This window comes from Oceanobacillus sp. FSL W7-1281 (assembly GCF_037969835.1).
GTDB lineage: Bacteria > Bacillota > Bacilli > Bacillales > Amphibacillaceae > Oceanobacillus > Oceanobacillus oncorhynchi.
Map to the genome: position 1 here is coordinate 2,014,496 of NZ_CP150214.1, position 19,477 is coordinate 2,033,972.

A 19,477-nucleotide genomic window follows, 5' to 3' on the forward strand; every position below is an offset into this window, starting at 1 on the left:
CCTGCATTTTTGAAGGCATGGTTATTTCAGCAATCTCAAAAATTCATTCCAGTCTGAACGGCTGGTTCTGGTTATGCTTTCCTTATGCTCCCGTACATTATATACCGTAAAATCATGATACTGAAAACTAGCGCTCTGAATCAATTGATTTAATACGCTCACATCCTCATAAAGCTTTCCTTCTTTAAATGTTATCACAGGAAATCCTCCAATTCTTTTTAAAGCAGAAGTGCGGTATATCCTTGGTCCGAGAGGGAATCGATAGGAAAGAAGGTCAGCTCTTCCATGGATATGCCTTCCCTTTGCTGTTCCTTTAAAAAGAACATCTCCCGCCAGCTGCTTCCACTTTCGAAGATTTCCATATAATACGGATACATTTTCAGAGAGATTTGCCAGACGTTTTTTTATACTGGAAACAGCGTCCGGATCCAGCCAATCATCTGCATCAAGTTCTAAGATGAAATCGGATGTCACGTGAGGTAATAAATGGTTGAGAGCGACAGCTTTTCCCTCGTTCTTTTTTTCAAAAAGCTTCACCAGCTGTCCGTCGTGCCATCGTTTGAGCCGATGATAGGAATTGTCTGTTGAGCCGTCATCCATAATTAGTATCTGTTCCGGCAATTCATTTTGAAGCAGGCAGGAGACAACGGCCGTTTCTGCATGATTTTCCATATTATAATTGGAAAGGATGACAGATAGACTTGGACTTGCTGTTTGGATTTTATTCAGCTGGTACTTCTCTATGAATTTTTGTTTTTCTAATGTGCTGCTTGAATTGCTTCTTCTTGACTGCAGCACCAGGCCTTCTTCATAGCGTCTTTTAAAACTCGATTTATCAGCAAGCCAGGCTGGCAAAAGAGCTTCCTTAAACGGCAGCTGGGTGTTTAATAGAAATTGCTGGTTTTTAAGAAAAGGAGCAGACACTAAGAATGGCCGATGAATCACACGGTTTCGATTCTGGAAGCTGGTTGTTAAAAATAACTCGGATGGGGAAAGGCAGAGAGAATTTTCCTGAATAGCAGGAGAAAGGTAATCTGTATCATGTAGAAATAATACATAGGGACTGGTAATATTTTGAATCACCTCATTCAATGTTTTCCCGGGATCATTCTCTTTGTATATAATCGATTGGGCTTGCTTCATAGAAGTAAAATCCAGCATTCCAGTTAAAGATACGTTTTGTTCATGGAGAACCATCACAGCATGCAATCTGGACTCGATCCTTTTTATAGATGCTAACGCTTTCTGAATTGCTGCTGCATCAGAATAAAGAATGAGAATCGCAGTGATATCCTTCAATCGGAAGCCCCCGTTCTTTTACGATATTTCTATTTATCACGGAGAATCGTCTGTAAAACTCCCACCTCCAAATAAAGCGTAAGAATAAATTTATTTAGGCGGGAGATAACGGACGCTGCCTCCTTGAATTACTCAACTAATCCTTCAGTGGGGAAACGCAAAACTCCCGCTGAATAAAGTTTCATTTTATATATATGAAGCTAATCTAATTTTATCCCCTGTAAGTAATCAATGTGGCCTTCATGGTATCCTTTTCAAATGAATATGTAATTGAAAAAGGTCCATACAACCATTTTTTCATTCTCCGTTTCCGATAACACCTTTAAAACATATATTATTACATCTTGTGTATTGGTGGTGTAGATATATATGATAAAAGTAAGCCTTTGTATGATTGTAAAAAATGAAGAAGAGGTGATGCGGCAATGTCTGGATAGTGTAAAGGACCTCTGCGAGGAAATCATCATTGTCGATACTGGTTCTACAGACAAAACGAAAGAAATCGCAAGAGAGTACACAGATAAAGTCATTGATTTTAAGTGGATTGATGACTTTTCAGCTGCCAGAAACATTGCCTAATCGGAGAGAATTAATCTGGATGATGATACACTAAGCAGAATCATTTCCTTTCTGGCTTATTCTTTGTACACTTAGCGTATAAATAGTTATCGATTGACTAATGGGGATTTATTTTAATGTAAATAATGCTGCTTAAGTCCAGTTTTGGTCCAAAGGTCTTTTGATTTATGTTGCTGACACAGTCTAAATGAAGTGAGTAAGCACAGCTTATCTTTGTTTAAAAGATAAAAAATTAACTGAATATAGCTTCAGTTTATGAGCAGCTGCTGCGGGAGGAGGAATTAACTTGAAAAAAATTTCATCGAGTGTTGTTCAATTTCGGGGAACACATTATGAATTTGGCTATCATCAAGGTACTTTATTGAAAAACCATATCTTAGTAAAGAATCGTGCAAATCAATGGAAGGTCAGAACGCCTTTATTTTCTATTGATATCAAAGAAACAAAAAGGATTTTTCAAGAAACAGCACCGGCAATATGGGAGGAATTATCAGGTTTTGCTGATGCGCTTGAATGGCCGATGGAGAGAGTACTGCTTGAATTTGGAGGGTATCGGGTCAAATTGAACCGTTCCGGATGTTCCATTATAACAGGAGCAGATTATATGATCAGAAATTATGATTATCATCCCAAAACATACGATGGCTTTTATTCCGTATTCCAGCCAACGGATACAGAATACGCAGTTATAGGAGTTACGCAGAAAGTAACGGGACGTTGTGACGGAATGAACGAAAAGGGGTTAGCAATGGGATATACCTTTATGCATCGTAAACGCCCGAAAGATGGATTTGTCTGTCATATGATTGGAAGAATGATTTTAGAAACATGCGCTAATATCGAAGAAGCTGTTTCGTTGCTAAAACAAATTCCGCATCGGGGATCATTTAGTTATGTATTGTTTGATAAAGATCATTCGGAATCAACGATTGTTGAGGCTTCTCCAAGAAATGTAGAGGTAAGGACTGGAGCATCATGCACGAATCATTTTCAAATACTGAAGAAGGAAAACCGTCATTATTTGAAGGATTCGAAAAGACGACTGGAAATTATGGAAAGCAGCTCAGCCAATCTTCTTCATGGGAAGGAAGCTTTTCAGCTTTTAAATGGAACAGAGAATGGTGTGTTTTCTAAATTATACGGGCAGTGGGCAGGGACAATACATACTACTGCGTATTTTCCATCGAAATTAGAAGCATGGATTGCCCTTGGCGGTGATCAGCAGCCGGCAAAATTTGATTTTGGATCTTGGTTGAACGGAGATGATTTTCCTGTTTCAGAAGTTACAGGAACGGTTGATACAGATATTCCTTTTGTTCATATGGAGAAGGCGGATTGGTATAAAAAATAATTCTTATTTATCATGCTGTTTCCTAAATGAGGCGGATTCAGGGTAGAAAGGAGAGCAGCCTCTTTCATAGGAGGAAGCTGCTTCCAATATGATTTCATAATCCCTAGTTGACAACTCGGGATAAAATGGGTAGACTTATATAAAATTCAGAATTTATTTCTGAACATGTATTAGGTAAGTCATATATACTATTGAGATGGGCGGGGATTAAACAGTGGGCACAGTAGAGGATAAAGTAATACATGCCATATTTAAAGAATTTGATGCGAATTTTGAGGAAGTAAAAGGCTGGAGAAGATATATGCACCAGCACCCAGAATTATCCTTTAAAGAGGAGAAAACAGCAAAATACATAGAAGAAAAATTAAAAAGCTTTGGTTTGGATGTTCAAAAAAATATCGGAGGACATGGTTTAATAAGTGTTTTGGAAGGAAAACAGCCCGGCAAAAAGATTGCTTTAAGAGCAGATTTTGATGCGCTGCCAATTGAGGATGAAAAAGAAACCGCTTATAAATCTACCAATCCCGGTGTGATGCATGCTTGTGGTCATGATGGCCATACTGCAGCTTTATTAGGCGTGGCAAAAGTAGTAAGCCGATATAAGGAAAATCTGAAAGGAAGCATTGTTTTTGTATTCCAGCCGGCAGAAGAAACACCGCCTGGCGGAGCGAAGTTCATGATTGAAGAAGGAATTTTAGATGATGTAGATTATGTATTTGGAGCTCATCTTGCATCAGACATACCAATCGGGAAAGTCGGTGTAGGAGCGGGATATCAAATGGCGGCTGTAGATAAGTTTGCCATTGATATTAAGGGGCATGGCGGTCATGGCGCCCGGCCGCATGATACTACGGATTCACTGGTAATAGGAACGAGCATTGTCGAGGCTTTGCAAAAAATAGTCAGCCGGCAAATCGATCCGTTAAAATCAGCTGTGGTGACAATTGGTGTTTTTCAGGCAGGGAACGCATTTAATGTCATTCCTGATACAGCACGTATTGAGGGAACGGTGCGCAGCTTCGATCCAGAAGTACGTGATAAAGTAGAAACGGAAATTCGTTCGATATTAGATGGAATCACCAGTGCATTTCATGCGACTTATGATCTGGACTACTTAAGAGGATATCCTGCATTATTCAACTATCAAGAAGAAACAGACCTTGCCAGAGGTTTATTCAAGGAAGCTTTTGAACATGAGAATGTAGTAGAATTTTCTCCGGCTATGGGGGCAGAGGACTTCTCTTACTTTTTAGAAGCAAAGCCGGGGACCTATTTCCGGGTCGGTTCTAGAAACGAAGATGTAGCCACACATTACCCACATCATCATCCGCGATTTGATATTGATGAACGAGCATTGGTGAATACGGAAAAAGCATTTGCAGCAATCATTAATCATTATTTATTGTAGAATGAAAAAAATGCAGGAAAGTTGCAGCAGAAAGGAATTTAAGAATGACTCGGCCAAAGATATCTCTAATGGAAGCGTATATGATTGAAACATTGCGCGTAAACGGAATAACAAATGAAGAAATAATAGCAGGTGTAAAAGCTAAAGATGTGTCAGGATGGAAGCAAATAAGTGAAAAATTTGATTTTGAACAGCTGGTTGCATTAGCGGAAAAGGATTTAGCAGCTTTTGAAAAAATAATAAATGATGGTTATACTGTTAAATTTGTAACGGTTGGAGGTTTGGAGAGATTATTGAGTCTGAAATTTGGGAAAGAGGCTGGAAAGGATTATCAACAACAGCAAACAGGGGCAACTGGTTTGAATTTAGTTGAATCTGCTCTGAATGAATTAAAGCAAGTTCTTTCTCTTAATTGGAAAGTAGAAGATGGAGCAGAAGGTATTTCCGTGTTGTTGAAAGAACAGAAGGATTTTTCTTGATATTTCCAAAGAAGCGCTATGATCCTCATTTTGGGTTTATAGCGCTTTTAAATTGTTAAACCTTAAAATTGGAAAGTATTAGGCATATTTGACTTTACTCTGTATAGATTCTATGATTAATATAGAGAGTAAAGGAAGTTTAGCAATTAGTATTTATAAACTGTGAAGAGAGCGGATGTTATGCTAAGTTGGGAAGAACGGCGTTTAATGGTTAAAATTGCGCAATTATATTACTATGAAGGATGGACACAAGCAAAAATTGCAAAAAAGCAAAATGTTTCACGTCCTATTATCTCGAAATTGTTAAATAATGCCAAAAAAGAGGGTATTGTAGAAATTTATATTAAAGATGAAACGTTACATAGCGTGGAGTTGGAAAACGCTATTATGAAAAAATTTGATTTGAAAGAAGTTATTGTGGTATCCACAGCGGGCTTTGCTCCTGAGATGATAAAGCGCCAGCTGGGAAAATCAGCTGCTTCTTATATAGCGAATCACTTAACGGATGTAAAAAGCTTAGGGCTTTCTTGGGGAACAACGCTATTATCTTTCGTAGAAGAGTACCCTTATAAATATAAAAAGGACACACATATTGTTCCAATTATTGGCGGAATGGGAAGCGAGTATGTTCATTTACATTCCAATCAATTAGTTTTCCATCTATCACAAAAAATGAATTCAAGCTGCTCTTATTTATATGCTCCAGCGATGGTAGAATCTATTGATTTAAAAGAAAGGTTAGTTGAGTCAAAAGATATTTCTCATGTTTTAGAGCAAGCAAGAAATGTTGATATGGCGGTTGTTGGTCTTGGGAATCCGTTTAAAAGCTCAACAATGGAAAAAATAGGGTATCTAAACCAGAAAGACCTCGCATCTTTACGTAAAGCGGGAGCGGTAGGAGATATCAGTTCGAGATTTTACGATGCGATTGGAAAAGAATTAAATCATCCCTTAAACGATCGTGTTATCGGTTTAGACTTAAATGAAATTAAACAGATACCCGAAGTTATTGGAATAGTGGAAGGCTCATATAAATTAGAAAGTCTAGAAGCGGCATTACAAGGTAAATATTTAGACGTGTTGATTATTGATGATCGAACGGCACAGGAATTGGTTGAAAGCTATATATAAGAAACAACCCAATTATCAGAAATAGATAATTGGGTTGTTTAAAATTTTTATTATTTCCAAGGGGTTACGACGCATTTCAAACCGTTTTTATCAAGAGCGGTTTGAAATGCTTTTTTTGTATCCTGCAAAGAGAATACATCTGTGACAAATGGAGTGAAATCAATTAGTTCTTCGTCAATCCATTTCACCGCTTCTACATGTAAATCACGCGGAGCTCCATGTGTACCAACAACAGTTAATTGTTTATAGATAAAATGATTTGTATTAATTGGAGTTTCAGTAACCTTCTTATTTCCTGAGAAATATAATACTCTTCCTTTTTTTCGTACAATTTCCAAAGCCTCATTTTGAACATAAGCAGAGGGAGCAGTTACAATGGCAACATCAGCACCTAATCCACCTGATGCATCAAGAATAATTTGCGATGTATTTTCCTTAGTTGGGTCGATAACCATATCAGCGCCGATTTGCTTAGCAAGCTCTTGCCTTGCTTTGGAACGCTGTACAGCAATAACTTTCCCGGCGCCCATTTTTTTAGCTGCAGCAATATACATACACCCAATTGCGCCTGCTCCATAGACAACGACTGCATCACCGGCATTGATCTTTACTTCAGTCAGCCCGCTAAGCACACAGGCGAATGGTTCAGAAAGGCTCGCTAATTCATATGATGTAGTATCTGCAATGCGCTGGATAGATCCATATTCAATAAAGTTTCGCGGCAGCACCATATATTGAGCAAAGCCGCCATCGATTTGGTAGCCAATAGATTCTCCTTTTACACAAAAGTGGCTGTCATTTTTTTGGCAATAGTAGCATTCGCCACAAGGGAGATGTGCCCAAAGTGTGACGCGGTCTCCTAATTGAAATGATGAAACATATTTTCCTTTTTGGATGATTTCCCCTGCTATTTCATGTCCGATAATTCTAGGAAAACTTACCCGGCTGTCCCCGTTTTGGAAGATTCGTAAATCGGACCCGCAAACTCCAGTGGCATGAACCTTTAATAATATTTCATGGTCATCGATATCAGGAATCTCCTTTTCCTGATATTCGAGCTTTTCTTTACCAGTTAATGCGACTGCCTGCATCATATTTGATTCCCCCTAATCTTCTTTGAAATGGAGTGCTTTTTTGATTTGGTATTGCATTTGACGGATTTCTTGTTCTTTAACGGCGTCGTTCCACTGAAGAATATCAGCCATCTCTTTAGTAACTAATTCTAATGTTTCTTTAACAAGCTCTAAATCAAATAATAAATAGCTTGTACGACGATCATAGAAATCAGTTAATGTTGAAACCATTTCATGCTCAATTGTATAACGAAGTTCTCCTAAAATGTTCCGGTGTACGTGTTTTAGTTGCTGCCCGTTATAGCTATCTATTGTCTGCAGTAATTTTTCAGTGTTTGATCCATAACGCAATACATAGTTAGTGATGTTCTGCTGTGAAATTTCTAAATGACTATATTGTCCATGAATCCGATCCGCATACTCATAAAGTTCTTTAATATTGTTAAATTGTGAGCCGGATAGTTTTAAATTTGCTGTTTTAGTTGTAGGAAGATTTAATTTGTGTTTTTTATCGATATAAGTTAGAATGCGATCTGCCATTTTACGATAACCAGTCAATTTTCCGCCAGCAATGGTAACAACACCAGAATTTGATTCAAAAATTTCATCATGACGAGATAATTCGGAAGGTTTTTTTCCGCTCTCGCCAATAAGCGGCCGAATTCCTGCCCAACTGGATGATATATCCTGAACCTGTAATTTTACATTTGGAAACATATCCTTTAAGCAGTCTAATAAATATTGAACTTCGCTAAGATGCACATGTATATCATCCATATCTTTATTGTACAGTGATTCTGTTGAACCGACATACGTACGGTTTCCTACTGGAATAACGGCTATCATTCTTCCGTTATGTTGAAAATAAACAGAGGATTTCACTGGTAATTTATCATAAGGAAATACAATATGAATTCCTTTCGCAAGAACCATATGCTTCCCGGTTATTTTCTCATCCTTCTTACGAACTTCATCAACCCAGGGGCCAGCAGCATTTACAATGTGTTTAGCATAAACAGTGAATGTCTGGTTAGCACAGTGGTCTCTTCCTACGATTCCTTTAACCATGTTATTTTCATCTTTTAGGAATTCGGTCATTTCGGCATAATTTAAAATTACAGCGCCTTTTTCTTGTGCTGTTTTTGCTACTTCCAGTGTTAAACGGCTGTCGTCTGTTCTATATTCAATATAACATCCGCTTCCTTGAACGATCTTTTTGTTAAAAAGGGGTTCGTTTTGAAGCGTTTTCTTTTTTCCGTATAGGCTATGGCGTTCCTCTTTTTTTACACCGGCAAGTTTGTCATAAAGGGTGAGTCCGGCTTTTAAAGTTACTAAATTATAAGACTCTTTTTTTATCAAAGGAAAATTCATAGTAATCGGGTAAACGAGATGAAGGGCATTATTATAAACAATATCGCGTTCTGATCCAGTTTCTTTTACAACAGGAAAATCAAAGTTCTGTAAATATTTTAAACCTCCATGGATTAATTTTCCTGAGCGGCTGCTTGTTCCTGATGCGAAGTCATAACGTTCTATTAAAGCTACTTTTAGTCCTCTTGTGATAGCATCTAAGGCAATTCCGCTTCCTGTGATTCCTCCGCCAATAATCAATAAATCGAATTGTTGTTCTTCTAATTGGTGAAGGGTGCTGTCACGATGAAGTGTAGAAAAAGAATGATTATGAGACATGTCGAATCCTCCTATATTTTACAAATGTTCAAAAACAAAAATTTTGTAATTTTATAATGAGTATATAATTTGGGGAGTAACAATGTCAATAATCTAGATGGTTAAAAACCTTTATTCATGTTTGTTTATAATGGCGAGATGATTCACACAATTGGAAAATAGCTGTAGTTATACATCAATACACCAAGGATAAAGAGCTGCAAAATGGTGTTTTGCTTCTTTGTAAAGAATAAGTGTCCGCAAAATTTCAGCACAGTGAAATTTCTTCAAATTTGAATGCGTTTGCATAAAATCTGAAGAAATATGATATAATCGTGTTACATTTGTAAGGGGGTTGAAATTATGAATATTGAAGAAAGAAGATTAATGACAAAAGTAGTCAAACTGTATTATTTAGAAGGTTGGACACAAACGGAAATTGCAAAAAAAATTAACAAATCCAGGCCAATTGTCTCTAAACTTCTGAAGCAGGCAAAAGAAAAACAAATAGTTGAAATATACTTGAAGGATAGTACTGTACATACGGTTCAACTAGAGAGAGAACTGGAGCAAAAATATAATTTGAAAGAAGCAATTGTGATTGAATCCGCACATAGCGGCCCAGAATTAATTATGCGCAAACTTGGGGTAGTGACAGCGAGATATATTGAAAAAAAACTGGATCAAATAAATACAATTGGTATTTCATGGGGAACTTCTGTATATGCAGTTGTCGAAGCTTTTCAATATCAAGCAAATAAACCCGTTCATCTTATTCCGCTGATTGGCGGTATTGGACAGAACTATATTGGTTACCATACCAATTCACTGCTTTTTGAGCTTGCTCAGAAGTTAAATTCAACTTCTTCCTATCTGTATGCTCCAGCAGTTGTCGAAAGTGAAGAGTTAAGGAATCATATTGTACGTTCTAAAGATGTGAAAGAAGTTCTTACTAAAGGAAAACAAGTTGATATAGCGATCGTAGGTATTGGGAATCCAGGAATACAAAACACGATGACAGAAATGGGGTATTTATTGGAAGAAGATCAGCAAAGTCTTTTGAATGCTGGGGCCATTGGTGATATCAATTCAAATTTCTTTAATAAAGATGGTGAACTCGTTGACCACCTATTAAATAATCGCACAGTAGGAGTTAAGTTGGAAGATATTAAAAATATTTCAGAAGTAATTACAATTGTAAGAGGAGATTACAAATTATTCCCGTTGCATGTCGCACTTGAAAATAACTTTATCACTACATTAGTTATTGATAGTGATACCGCAGAGAAACTTTTAAAAAAATACAAATAAATGTTGACAAAGTTTTGAAAGCGTTTTATCATTCTATTTACAAACGTAAATCAATATTACATTTGTAAATATAAGAGGGGGATAAGTTATGTGGGGAACTTTCATTTTAATTTTTGCCTTTGTGTGGGGAGTACAGTTTCTAATGACACAACTGCAAGTAAAGCATTATCGTTCAAATATAAAAAGCTTTACCAATCGAAAGTCAGGTTTTTTAGGAACAGGTTATTTTAAAAAAAGGTTTGGAACAGGGGCGTTGGTTTTATTAGTATCTGATGAAAATTTGCAGGTAGTTGAAGCAAAAATAATGAAAGGGATTACCGTTTTTGCTCGCTTTAAAGATAGAAAAGAATTAATCGGCAAGGATTTATTTGAAGTTGAAAATATGGAGATTCTCGATGCTAAAGAGAAAAATGCCGTTCAAGGAGCAGTCAAAATGATTGAAAAAGAGTTTGAGAAGAAAGGGGAGAAAGCAGCATGGATTTCTTAATCAGTATTGCAGAAGGATTTATTGGAATGTTTGAAGAAGGCGGAGAAACTTTCATGGGGCTAGTAACGGGTATTATTCCAATGCTCGTTGTATTAATTACAGCAGTAAATGCTTTAATCAAATTTATTGGGGAAGACAGAGTAAATAGTTTTGCACAAAAGTGTACAAAATATTTTGTTTTACGATATACTGTTTTTCCGTTTTTAGCCGTTTTTTTCCTTACTAATCCAATGTGCTATACATTTGGACGTTTTTTACCGGAGAGACAGAAACCAGCTTTCTATGATTCAGCTGTTTCATTTGTCCATCCAATAACCGGGCTTTTCCCACATGCAAACCCGGCAGAATTATTTGTATATATGGGAGTAGCAGCTGGAATTACAGAACTGGGTTTATCATTAGGGCCGTTAGCTTTAAGATTTCTGTTGGTCGGAATTGTCGTTATGTTGATTAGAGGAGTTGTAACAGAGATGATTACAGCCCGTATGTTAAAAAATAAGCAAGACAGCGCAGCGTAATAGTTGAACAATTATGGGAGGGATAGAGAGTGAGTGAATTTAAAGCGGTAAAAGTTCATAAAGGACCTTCTGGATGGGGTGGTCCATTAGTAATTCAGCCTAGTGAAGAACAAAAATATATTATTTCTGTAACTGGCGGGGGAATCCATGAAGTTGCACAAGCTTTAGCAGAACAAACGGGAGCTATTGCGATAGATGGTTTTGAAAAGTCTGTACCGAAAGAAGAAATAGCAGCGGCAGTTATTAATTGCGGTGGAACGGCGAGAAGCGGGGTATATCCGCGAATGGGAGTAAAGACAATTAACACATTTAGTAATTCGCCATCCGGGCCATTAATGAAGTTTATTAATGAAGGTAATTTCGTATCCGGAGTAGAGAGTCAAAGTCAATTTGAAATTGTGGATGCATCTGGAGAAGCAGTTACAACGGCAAAAGTTGAGAATGATGATGCACCAGATTTAATGGATAAAAAGGTTGCCCAACAGGTAAAAGAAGAAGCAAAATCAAAAGTAGCTGAATCTAAGAACGGTAATGGAAAGAAAAAGAATCCGATAATGAGATTTATTGAGATCCTGGGAAATAAAGTGGGGAATGTCGTAAGTGTCTTCTTCCAATCAGGACGAGATACAATTGAAACGGTTATTAAAAATATCTTGCCGTTTATGGCTTTTGTAAGTGCATTAATGGGTATCATCACATTTACAGGAATCGGTGATATGATTGCTAATTTAGTTGCTCCGTTAGCAACAAGTCTTATTGGAATGCTAATCCTGTCATTTATCGCTGCTATTCCAGTAATATCTCCATTACTCGCACCGGGCGCAGTAATTGCTCAGGTTGTCGGAGTACTCATTGGTGTGGAAATCGCAAATGGTAATATACCTCCACAAATGGCATTACCGGCATTGTTTGCTATTAATCCGCAAGTTGGTACAGATTTTGTGCCAGTTGGATTAACGCTTGGGGAAGCAGAAGCAGAAACGGTTGAAGTTGGAGTTCCAGCAGTACTATTCTCTAGATTGATTACTGGACCAATTGCAGTAGTTATTGCTTATCTTGCTAGTTTTGGACTTTACAGTTAATTAACTCGGGATATTATTTACAAATGTAAATAGTTATAACATTTGTAAATAAACGAGATATCATGTATAGTAGATTTATAAAATAAAGATTATTAGAAATTATTACAGAAAATTTTGTGCGTTGAAGGGTGATTTAGATGAGTCAATTACAATTAGATTTAAATGTAACTGAAGTTGGGGAAGATGTAGAGCTGATGAAAGAAGAAGGTATATTGATTTTATTTAATAATACCGTGCCAGAAGATTTGAAAACGATTGCTGTTATTCACGATGGCGCATTTCATCAAGACATTAAGTCTGGTGATGACATGATAATCAACGGTGAACTTTTCCGTATCCATCATGTTGGAGATAAAGCAAATGAAACGTTGTCACAACTCGGTCATGCCACATTTAATTTTGAAGGTGAAACAGAATATGATATGCCGGGTACGGTTTATCTGGAAAAAAAAGAAATTCCTCATATAGAGACAGGTTCTACAATTTCATTTCATAGATCATAAATTAGTTGATAGAAGGAGTGCGTTTTTATGTTAAATCTAAATAGAAAACTTGAAAAATTACAAAATGAAGGATCTTATATCAAAGTTGGTCTGGTAGGCGCCGGACAAATGGGAAGAGGCATGATTTCACAAATTGAAGGTATGAAAGGGATGCGGGTAGTAATTACTTCCGATCTAGCAGTAGAGAATGTGACAAATGCTTATAAACATGCTGGAATTGATGCTGCTAGTATTCAAGAAACAAATGATAAAGAGGCAGCGTCTAAAGCGGTTCAGGAAGATAAGGTAGTTGCTACAAAAGATATGAAACTTGTAACCTCTCTCCCTGAAGTAGACGTTGTAGTAGATGCTACGGGTATTCCAAATGTAGGTGCAGAAATTGCTTGGGATTCTATTTTGAATAATAAACATATTATTATGTTAAATGTAGAAGCGGATGTTACGGTCGGGCCATTGCTTAAAAAAATGGCGGATTCTGCTGGCGTAGTATATACAGGCTCTGCAGGGGATGAGCCTGGAGCAATTATGGAATTATATGATTTTGCGGATGCGATGGGATTTGAAATTGTAGCACTTGGAAAAGGAAAAAATAATCCTTTAAATTTAGAAGCGAATCCAACAACAGCGGAAGCAGAGGCTAAAGAAAAAGGGTCATCTCCTAAAATGCTTGCATCCTTCCAAGATGGAACAAAAACAATGGTTGAGATGAATGCTGTTGCAAATGCAACTGGATTTTCACCAGATAAGCCCGGGATGCACGGCTTTGAAGCTTCCGTTCAAGAATTGCCAAAAGTCTTTCTTGAAAAGGACAAAGGCGGAGAGGTAAATGGAAAAAGAATTGTAGAGTTTATCAACGGAATCGCACCAGGCGTATTCGCTATCATTGCTTCTGATAAAGAGGAAGTTAATGCGGAAATGCAATATTTAAAAATGGGAGATGGACCAAACTATGTTTTATATCGTCCATATCATTTAACTAGTTTAGAAACGCCATTATCAATTGCTAAAGCATATATTGATCATGAAGCAACGATTGCTCCTTATTATGGGTTACAGGCAGAAACGGTTACAGTAGCTAAAAAAGATCTGAAGGAAGGGGAGCATCTGGATTATATTGGCGGCTATACTGTTTATGGACATATTTTAAAAGCTGATGAAGCTAAAGAACAAAAAGCTCTTCCGTTAGGGTTGGTTGATAGAAATGTTGTATTGAAGAAAGATATTAAAAAAGGTGAGATTATTACCTATGATGCAGTAGAACAAACAGAAGAATCCACTATTTGGAAGCTTCGTTCTATTCAAGATAGAGAGTTTTAATAAACTGAGGTTAGTCAGGATGTGTTTTGCGCTTTAGCAAGGCATATTCATTTACACGCATTTTTACATTTGTGCCTAACAAGAACAAAAGGAAAGGATGAAATTTATGTCAAAATTAAACGTTCCAGATAAGATTACAAATGAAAAACTGGTAGAACTCTATAAACAAATGTGGACAATCCGTTTTTTCGAAGAGAAAGTAGATCAATTCTTTGCAAAAGGTAAAATCCATGGAACAACGCACTTAGCAGTAGGACAAGAAGCAAGCGCTGCAGGCGTATGCGCTTTACTGGAGAAAGAAGATAAAATTACCAGCACGCATCGCGGGCATGGTCATTGCATCGCTAAAGGAGCTACGCCGGATAAAATGATGGCAGAGTTATTCGGCAGAACAACAGGCTATTGTAAGGGAAAAGGCGGATCCATGCATATTGCAGATGTAGAAATGGGTAATCTTGGTGCAAACGGTATCGTTGGCGGGGGGATTCCATTAGCTGTCGGCTCGGCATTAACAGCATCGATGAAAAAGTTAAATTATGTAACTGTCTGCTTTTTTGGGGATGGCGCTACGAATGAAGGAAGTTTTCATGAAGCAGTGAACCTTGCTGCAGTTTGGAATTTGCCAGTTATCTTTGTTTGCGAAAACAACCAATACGGCATGTCTGGCCCTGTGAAGGAAATGGTGAAGATAGAGGATATTGCAACAAGAGCAAAATCCTATGGAATCCCTGGGGTGGTAGCTGACGGAAATGACCTTATTGAAATGATGAATGTTACAAATGATGCGCTTGAGCGCGCTAAAAACGGGGAAGGACCAACCTTAATCGAAGCAAAAACCTATCGTTGGAAGGGTCACTCGAAAAGTGATGCTAAAAAGTATCGTACCCGTGATGAAGAAACAGAATGGAAAGAAAAAGATCCAATCAAACGGTTAAAAGAACTATTAATCAGTGAATCTATTATCACGGAAGAACAAGCGGAATCACTGCGAAAAGAAGCTTTAAAAGAAATTGAAGATGCAGTGGCTTTTGCTGAAGAGGGTCCGATGCCGACGAAGGGTGATTTATTAACGGATGTATTTGCTTAAAGTGAACGTTCAAAAAGTCCTCAAATGATAAGCGGCAGGAAAAGGAGCTTCTACTAAGAACGCCCACGTCGTGTGGGCAACGTAGAAGCCACCGCATCCTGCGGAAGTGCGTTGACGTGTTTTTTCCGATACTCACGTATCTATACACATAGGGGAACTTCTGTTAATACCGTCCACATCCTGTGGACAACACAGAAGTCACCACATCCTGTGGAAGTCCGTTCGTAAAAAACACGTCGCCTTGAACTTCTTGCTTCTAATTTGATTACTTTTTGAACCTGTATTTAATAAGGAGGAAAGAAAATGAGAGAATTAACATATTTAGAAGCAGTTCGTGAAGCAATGAGCCAAGAGATGCGTCAAAATGAAGATGTTTTTATTCTTGGTGAAGATATAGGGGTATATGGAGGAGCTTTTGGAGTTACCCGGGGAATGATTGAAGAATTTGGTCCGGAGCGGATACGAAATACGCCAATCAGTGAATCTGGGATTGCCGGTGCGGCAGTTGGTGCAGCGTTGACTGGAATGCGCCCGATTTTAGAACTGCAATTTTCTGATTTTATTACGATTGCGATGGATCAAATGGTGAATCAGGCTGCGAAGATTCGTTATATGTATGGCGGAAAAGGAAAAGTTCCGATGGTTTTACGTACGCCAAGCGGATCAGGTACAGGAGCAGCTGCACAGCATTCGCAAAGTTTAGAGGCTTGGGTGGCTCATGTTCCTGGTTTGAAAGTTGTTCAGCCTTCTACAGCGCATGATGTAAAAGGACTATTAAAAGCAGCGATGGATGATGATAATCCGGTGATTTTTTATGAGCATAAATTACTTTATAAAACAAAAGGGGACGTACCGGAAGAGCAATACAGCATCCCGCTGGGAAAGGCAGATATTAAGCGGGAAGGAACAGATGTAACAATCGTAGCAACAGCTATTATGGTACACCGTGCTTTAGAAGCGGCTGAGGAGCTGGAGAAGGAAGGCATCAGTGCAGAAGTTGTTGATCCGCGCACATTAGTACCGCTGGATACAGAAACAATTATTCAATCTGTTTCCAAAACATCTCGTTTAGTTGTTGTCCATGAAGCGGTAAAAAGAGGCGGTTACGGTGCTGAGATTGCCAGTATGATTGCAGAGAGTGAGGCATTTGATTATTTAGATGCGCCGATTAAACGATTGGGCGGGGCATCCTCGCCGATTCCATATAACCCGGAATTAGAGAAAATGCATGTGCCGCAGGTTCCAGATATTATCCAGGCAGCGAAGGAAACATTGAATAAAGCGTAGAAAGGAGGGGTTCGAGTGGCTAAAGAAATATTTATGCCTAAGCTAAGCAGTACGATGGAAGTGGGCACCCTGCTTCAATGGTTTAAAGAAGAGGGAGATTCTGTTGAAATGGGAGAGCCCTTATTCGAAATTATGACGGATAAAATCAATATTGAAGTTGAGTCGTATGAAGAGGGCATACTGCTAAAGAAATATTTTAAAGTGGATGATGAGGTCGAAGTAAATGCTTGTATTGGTTATATAGGGGAAGCGGGAGAAAAAGTTCCTGATAATCCGCCGGCAGCTTCTGAAGAATCTGAATCAGAAGAAAGTGTCCAAGAAGAAGTACCTGCTGAGGGACAGGAGCAAACCGCTAATGCCAATTCTGGTCAAGAAGAAAATAAGGACGGAAAAGTCAGAGCGACTCCTGCTGCCAGACGGATTTCCCGCGAGAATGATCTCTCCTTATCAGCTATTTCCGGCTCTGGTCCAAATGGAAGGGTACATCAACAGGATGTCGAAGCAGCTCTTGCCGCAGGTGTGATAGCTGTGACGCCGTTGGCAGAGAAAATGGCAGCTGACCATGGAATTGATTTAAATCAAATTACGGGTACAGGAGCGCGTGGAAAAATTGAAAAGCAGGATGTGCTTTCTTATCTGGAAGCAGCAGATGAAATTTCAAAAGAAACGGAATCTGAGCCAGCAGAGCGTATAAAGCTCAAAGGACTTCGTAAAGCGGTTGCTGACAAAATGGTTCAAAGCGTTCAATCCATTCCGCATGTAACCTTGACAAGCGACGTGGATATGACAAATGTGATTGACCTGCGTAAATCATTGCTTCCTGTCATCGAAAAAGACACAGGATACCGGTTATCCTTTACCGAAGTGATTATAAAAGCAACTGCCAATGCACTTATGAAGCATCCAAAATTAAATGCCTCTTTAATTGGCGATGAAATTGTGATGAATAATGAAGTTAATATCGGACTGGCAGTTGCCGTAGATAATGGGTTGATTGTGCCTTCTATTAAAAATGTAAATCAAAAAGGCCTGGCTGCGTTAACTCAGACTAGTAAAGAACTGGGCAAAAAGGCAAGAGAAAACAAACTAAAACCGGATGAAATGCGTGGAAGTACCTTTACCATCAGTAACTTGGGAATGTATGCGATTGATGCATTCACTCCAATTATTAATGGACCGGAAACAGCAATTTTAGGTGTCGGAAGAATTGTTGAAAAGCCTGTAGTGGTAGATGGAGAACTGACCGCTCGTCCAATGATGGTGCTTAGCCTGTCCTTTGATCACCGTGCAATTGATGGTGCACCAGCTGCAGCATTCTTGACGGACTTGAAGGCAAATCTGGAAAATCCATATAGTTTATTAGTTTAAGGGGCGGAGTAAATGACAAAATTTGATGTAGCAATAGTTGGCGGCGGTCCCGGAGGGTATGTATCGGCAATCCGAGCTGCAAAGCTGGGCTTGTCTGTTGCGCTGATAGAAGGAAGAGACCTGGGTGGAACTTGTTTGAATCGTGGCTGTATCCCTTCTAAAACATTATTAAAAAATGCAGAAGTGATCAACCAAATAAAAGATGCGAAGAAGTTTGGAATCCAGATTGATTCGTATGCATTGGAATTAAAAACAATGATCAATAGAAAAAATCAGGTTATTCAGCAGCTTCAAAACGGGATTAACAGTCTATTAAAAGCGAATAAAATAAAGCTATATCCTGGTTATGGAACAGTGGATGATCAAAAAATAATTACGGTTGATACCGGGGAGAAAACAGAAAAGCTGGAAGCGGAATCTATTATTCTGGCAAACGGCTCCAAGCCTTTTGTTCCTAACCTTCCGGGACTTCATGAAGTTCCTTATTATACAAGTGATACGATATTCGATATAGAAGAGGTGCCGGAGCATTTAGTTATTGTCGGCGGCGGGGTCATTGGATTGGAAATCGCCTGTATTTTTCAAAGCTTAGGAACGAAAGTAGAAATTGTGGAAATGGCAGATCGTATCATTCCTGCAGAAGACAAGGAAGCAGCTGATTTTCTAGCAAATGAGCTGAAAAGAAAAGGGATAGGCATGCATACCAGTGCAAAGGTGCTGGAATTTAAGAAGGATAAGAAAACGGTTGTCAAATTAGAAAAGAACGGAAAAGAAACGAGTCTGGAAACAGATAGTGTCCTTGTTTCTGTGGGACGCGAACCTAATTTGACCGGATTGAATGACCTTTCTATTAACTATGAAGGCAAATTTGTCAAAGTGGATAAATCGATGCAGACCAATGTAAAAGGGATTTATGCTATCGGAGACTTAATTGGCGGATACCAGCTTGCACATGCAGCGAGTGAAGAAGGGATTCGTGCAGTCAGTCATATTTTAGGTGAAACACATCAAAAAGATTTCATTATGCCACGCTGTATTTATACATTTCCTGAGATTGCAAGTGTGGGGATGACAGAAGAGCAGGCGAAAGCAGCGGGCTATCAGGTGAAAGCTCAAAAAGTGGATTTGGCCGCTAATGGCAAAGGAATAGCTTCTGCTGAAAACAGCGGTTTTATGAAAATTATCTCCGAAGAAAAGTATGGGGAAATCCTCGGTGTCGTGCTGGCAGGCGCCCATGTGACGGAAATGATCAGTCAGGCAACGTCTTTCCTGTACTTAGAAGGGACGGTAGAAGAGCTGGAGGATATGATTTTCCCACATCCAACCTTAGCGGAGGGAATGTTTGAAGCAGCAGCGAAATGGCTGGATAAAGGGGTTCATTACTAAAAAACAGAGAAGTGTTGTATATTCCATTTGAAATCGTAATTTCATGTAGTATAGCAGCACGCAGGATATACCATGCCTTTATAAGAGTTGGTTTGAAATACAGTTGGTAACTAAATCGATCCTAAAAGCTGGACATTATTTTC

17 protein-coding genes and 1 pseudogene are annotated in these 19,477 nt (G+C 38.5%); 15 read left to right on the forward strand and 3 right to left on the reverse strand.

What is annotated here, in order from left to right; translation table 11 throughout:
• Positions 1-21 precede the first annotated feature (21 nt).
• Positions 22-1,299 (reverse strand): glycosyltransferase family A protein, encoded by a 1,278-nt coding sequence (locus MKX55_RS10085; RefSeq protein ID WP_339237936.1) that lies wholly within the window; start codon positions 1,297-1,299, stop codon positions 22-24.
• 369 nt (positions 1,300-1,668) lie between these two features.
• Here MKX55_RS10085 and MKX55_RS10090 point away from each other — a divergent pair.
• From MKX55_RS10090 to MKX55_RS10110, 5 genes and pseudogenes are all read left to right on the forward strand, one after another.
• A pseudogene (locus tag MKX55_RS10090) lies at positions 1,669-1,869 on the forward strand (glycosyltransferase); the annotation flags it as partial.
• A 295-nt stretch (positions 1,870-2,164) separates the two neighbouring features.
• Complete coding sequence (locus MKX55_RS10095; RefSeq protein WP_339237938.1) at positions 2,165-3,229, forward strand: C45 family peptidase; 1,065 nt, start codon at positions 2,165-2,167, stop codon at positions 3,227-3,229.
• A gap of 214 nt (positions 3,230-3,443) precedes the next feature.
• Positions 3,444-4,637: an amidohydrolase gene (locus MKX55_RS10100; protein WP_339237940.1), complete on the forward strand. Its 1,194-nt coding sequence runs from the start codon at positions 3,444-3,446 to the stop codon at positions 4,635-4,637.
• 44 nt (positions 4,638-4,681) lie between these two features.
• Entirely contained in the window at positions 4,682-5,116 is a 435-nt protein-coding gene (locus tag MKX55_RS10105; protein WP_339184595.1) for a hypothetical protein, read from the forward strand.
• A gap of 180 nt (positions 5,117-5,296) precedes the next feature.
• Complete coding sequence (locus tag MKX55_RS10110; protein ID WP_339237942.1) at positions 5,297-6,247, forward strand: sugar-binding transcriptional regulator; 951 nt, start codon at positions 5,297-5,299, stop codon at positions 6,245-6,247.
• 50 nt (positions 6,248-6,297) lie between these two features.
• On the opposite strand, the gene MKX55_RS10115 is transcribed toward MKX55_RS10110, so the two are convergent.
• Together MKX55_RS10115 and MKX55_RS10120 are read right to left on the reverse strand one after the other, a co-directional pair.
• Positions 6,298-7,341 carry an alcohol dehydrogenase catalytic domain-containing protein gene (locus tag MKX55_RS10115; RefSeq protein WP_193061999.1) on the reverse strand — a complete coding sequence of 348 codons (1,044 nt, stop codon included), beginning with the start codon at positions 7,339-7,341 and terminating at the stop codon, positions 6,298-6,300.
• 12 nt (positions 7,342-7,353) lie between these two features.
• Positions 7,354-9,009, reverse strand: coding sequence for a glycerol-3-phosphate dehydrogenase/oxidase (locus MKX55_RS10120; protein ID WP_339237945.1), 1,656 nt, complete (start codon positions 9,007-9,009; stop codon positions 7,354-7,356).
• Between the two features lie 342 nt (positions 9,010-9,351).
• On the opposite strand from MKX55_RS10120, the gene MKX55_RS10125 reads away from it, so the two are divergent.
• The 10 genes from MKX55_RS10125 to lpdA all read left to right on the forward strand — a co-directional run bounded on the left by MKX55_RS10125 (position 9,352) and on the right by lpdA (position 19,334).
• A complete protein-coding gene (locus MKX55_RS10125) occupies positions 9,352-10,299 on the forward strand; it encodes a sugar-binding transcriptional regulator (protein ID WP_339237947.1) in 948 nt (315 codons plus the stop codon).
• Positions 10,300-10,387: 88 nt separating this feature from the next.
• Positions 10,388-10,786, forward strand: a complete 399-nt coding sequence (locus MKX55_RS10130; protein WP_052485050.1) for a transcriptional regulator GutM — start codon at positions 10,388-10,390, stop codon at positions 10,784-10,786.
• On the forward strand, positions 10,774-11,304 hold the full coding sequence (locus tag MKX55_RS10135) for a PTS glucitol/sorbitol transporter subunit IIC (RefSeq protein ID WP_042533638.1): 531 nt from the start codon (positions 10,774-10,776) through the stop codon (positions 11,302-11,304). Before MKX55_RS10130 ends, MKX55_RS10135 begins: the two co-directional genes overlap by 13 nt.
• 29 nt (positions 11,305-11,333) lie before the next feature.
• Positions 11,334-12,386, forward strand: a complete 1,053-nt coding sequence (locus tag MKX55_RS10140; protein ID WP_256706172.1) for a PTS glucitol/sorbitol transporter subunit IIB — start codon at positions 11,334-11,336, stop codon at positions 12,384-12,386.
• Positions 12,387-12,523: 137 nt separating this feature from the next.
• Positions 12,524-12,889, forward strand: coding sequence for a PTS glucitol/sorbitol transporter subunit IIA (locus MKX55_RS10145; protein WP_339237949.1), 366 nt, complete (start codon positions 12,524-12,526; stop codon positions 12,887-12,889).
• A 27-nt stretch (positions 12,890-12,916) separates the two neighbouring features.
• The gene (locus MKX55_RS10150; protein WP_339237951.1) at positions 12,917-14,206 is read left to right on the forward strand and encodes an NAD(P)-dependent oxidoreductase; all 1,290 of its coding nucleotides are present in this window, start codon (positions 12,917-12,919) and stop codon (positions 14,204-14,206) included.
• A gap of 106 nt (positions 14,207-14,312) precedes the next feature.
• Complete coding sequence (locus MKX55_RS10155) at positions 14,313-15,293, forward strand: thiamine pyrophosphate-dependent dehydrogenase E1 component subunit alpha (protein ID WP_339184610.1); 981 nt, start codon at positions 14,313-14,315, stop codon at positions 15,291-15,293.
• A 303-nt stretch (positions 15,294-15,596) separates the two neighbouring features.
• On the forward strand, positions 15,597-16,580 hold the full coding sequence (locus tag MKX55_RS10160) for an alpha-ketoacid dehydrogenase subunit beta (protein ID WP_339184613.1): 984 nt from the start codon (positions 15,597-15,599) through the stop codon (positions 16,578-16,580).
• Positions 16,581-16,595: 15 nt separating this feature from the next.
• Positions 16,596-17,948: a dihydrolipoamide acetyltransferase family protein gene (locus MKX55_RS10165; protein ID WP_339184615.1), complete on the forward strand. Its 1,353-nt coding sequence runs from the start codon at positions 16,596-16,598 to the stop codon at positions 17,946-17,948.
• 12 nt (positions 17,949-17,960) lie between these two features.
• Positions 17,961-19,334: a dihydrolipoyl dehydrogenase gene (gene lpdA, locus MKX55_RS10170; protein WP_339237953.1), complete on the forward strand. Its 1,374-nt coding sequence runs from the start codon at positions 17,961-17,963 to the stop codon at positions 19,332-19,334.
• The last annotated feature ends 143 nt before the right edge of the window (positions 19,335-19,477 follow it).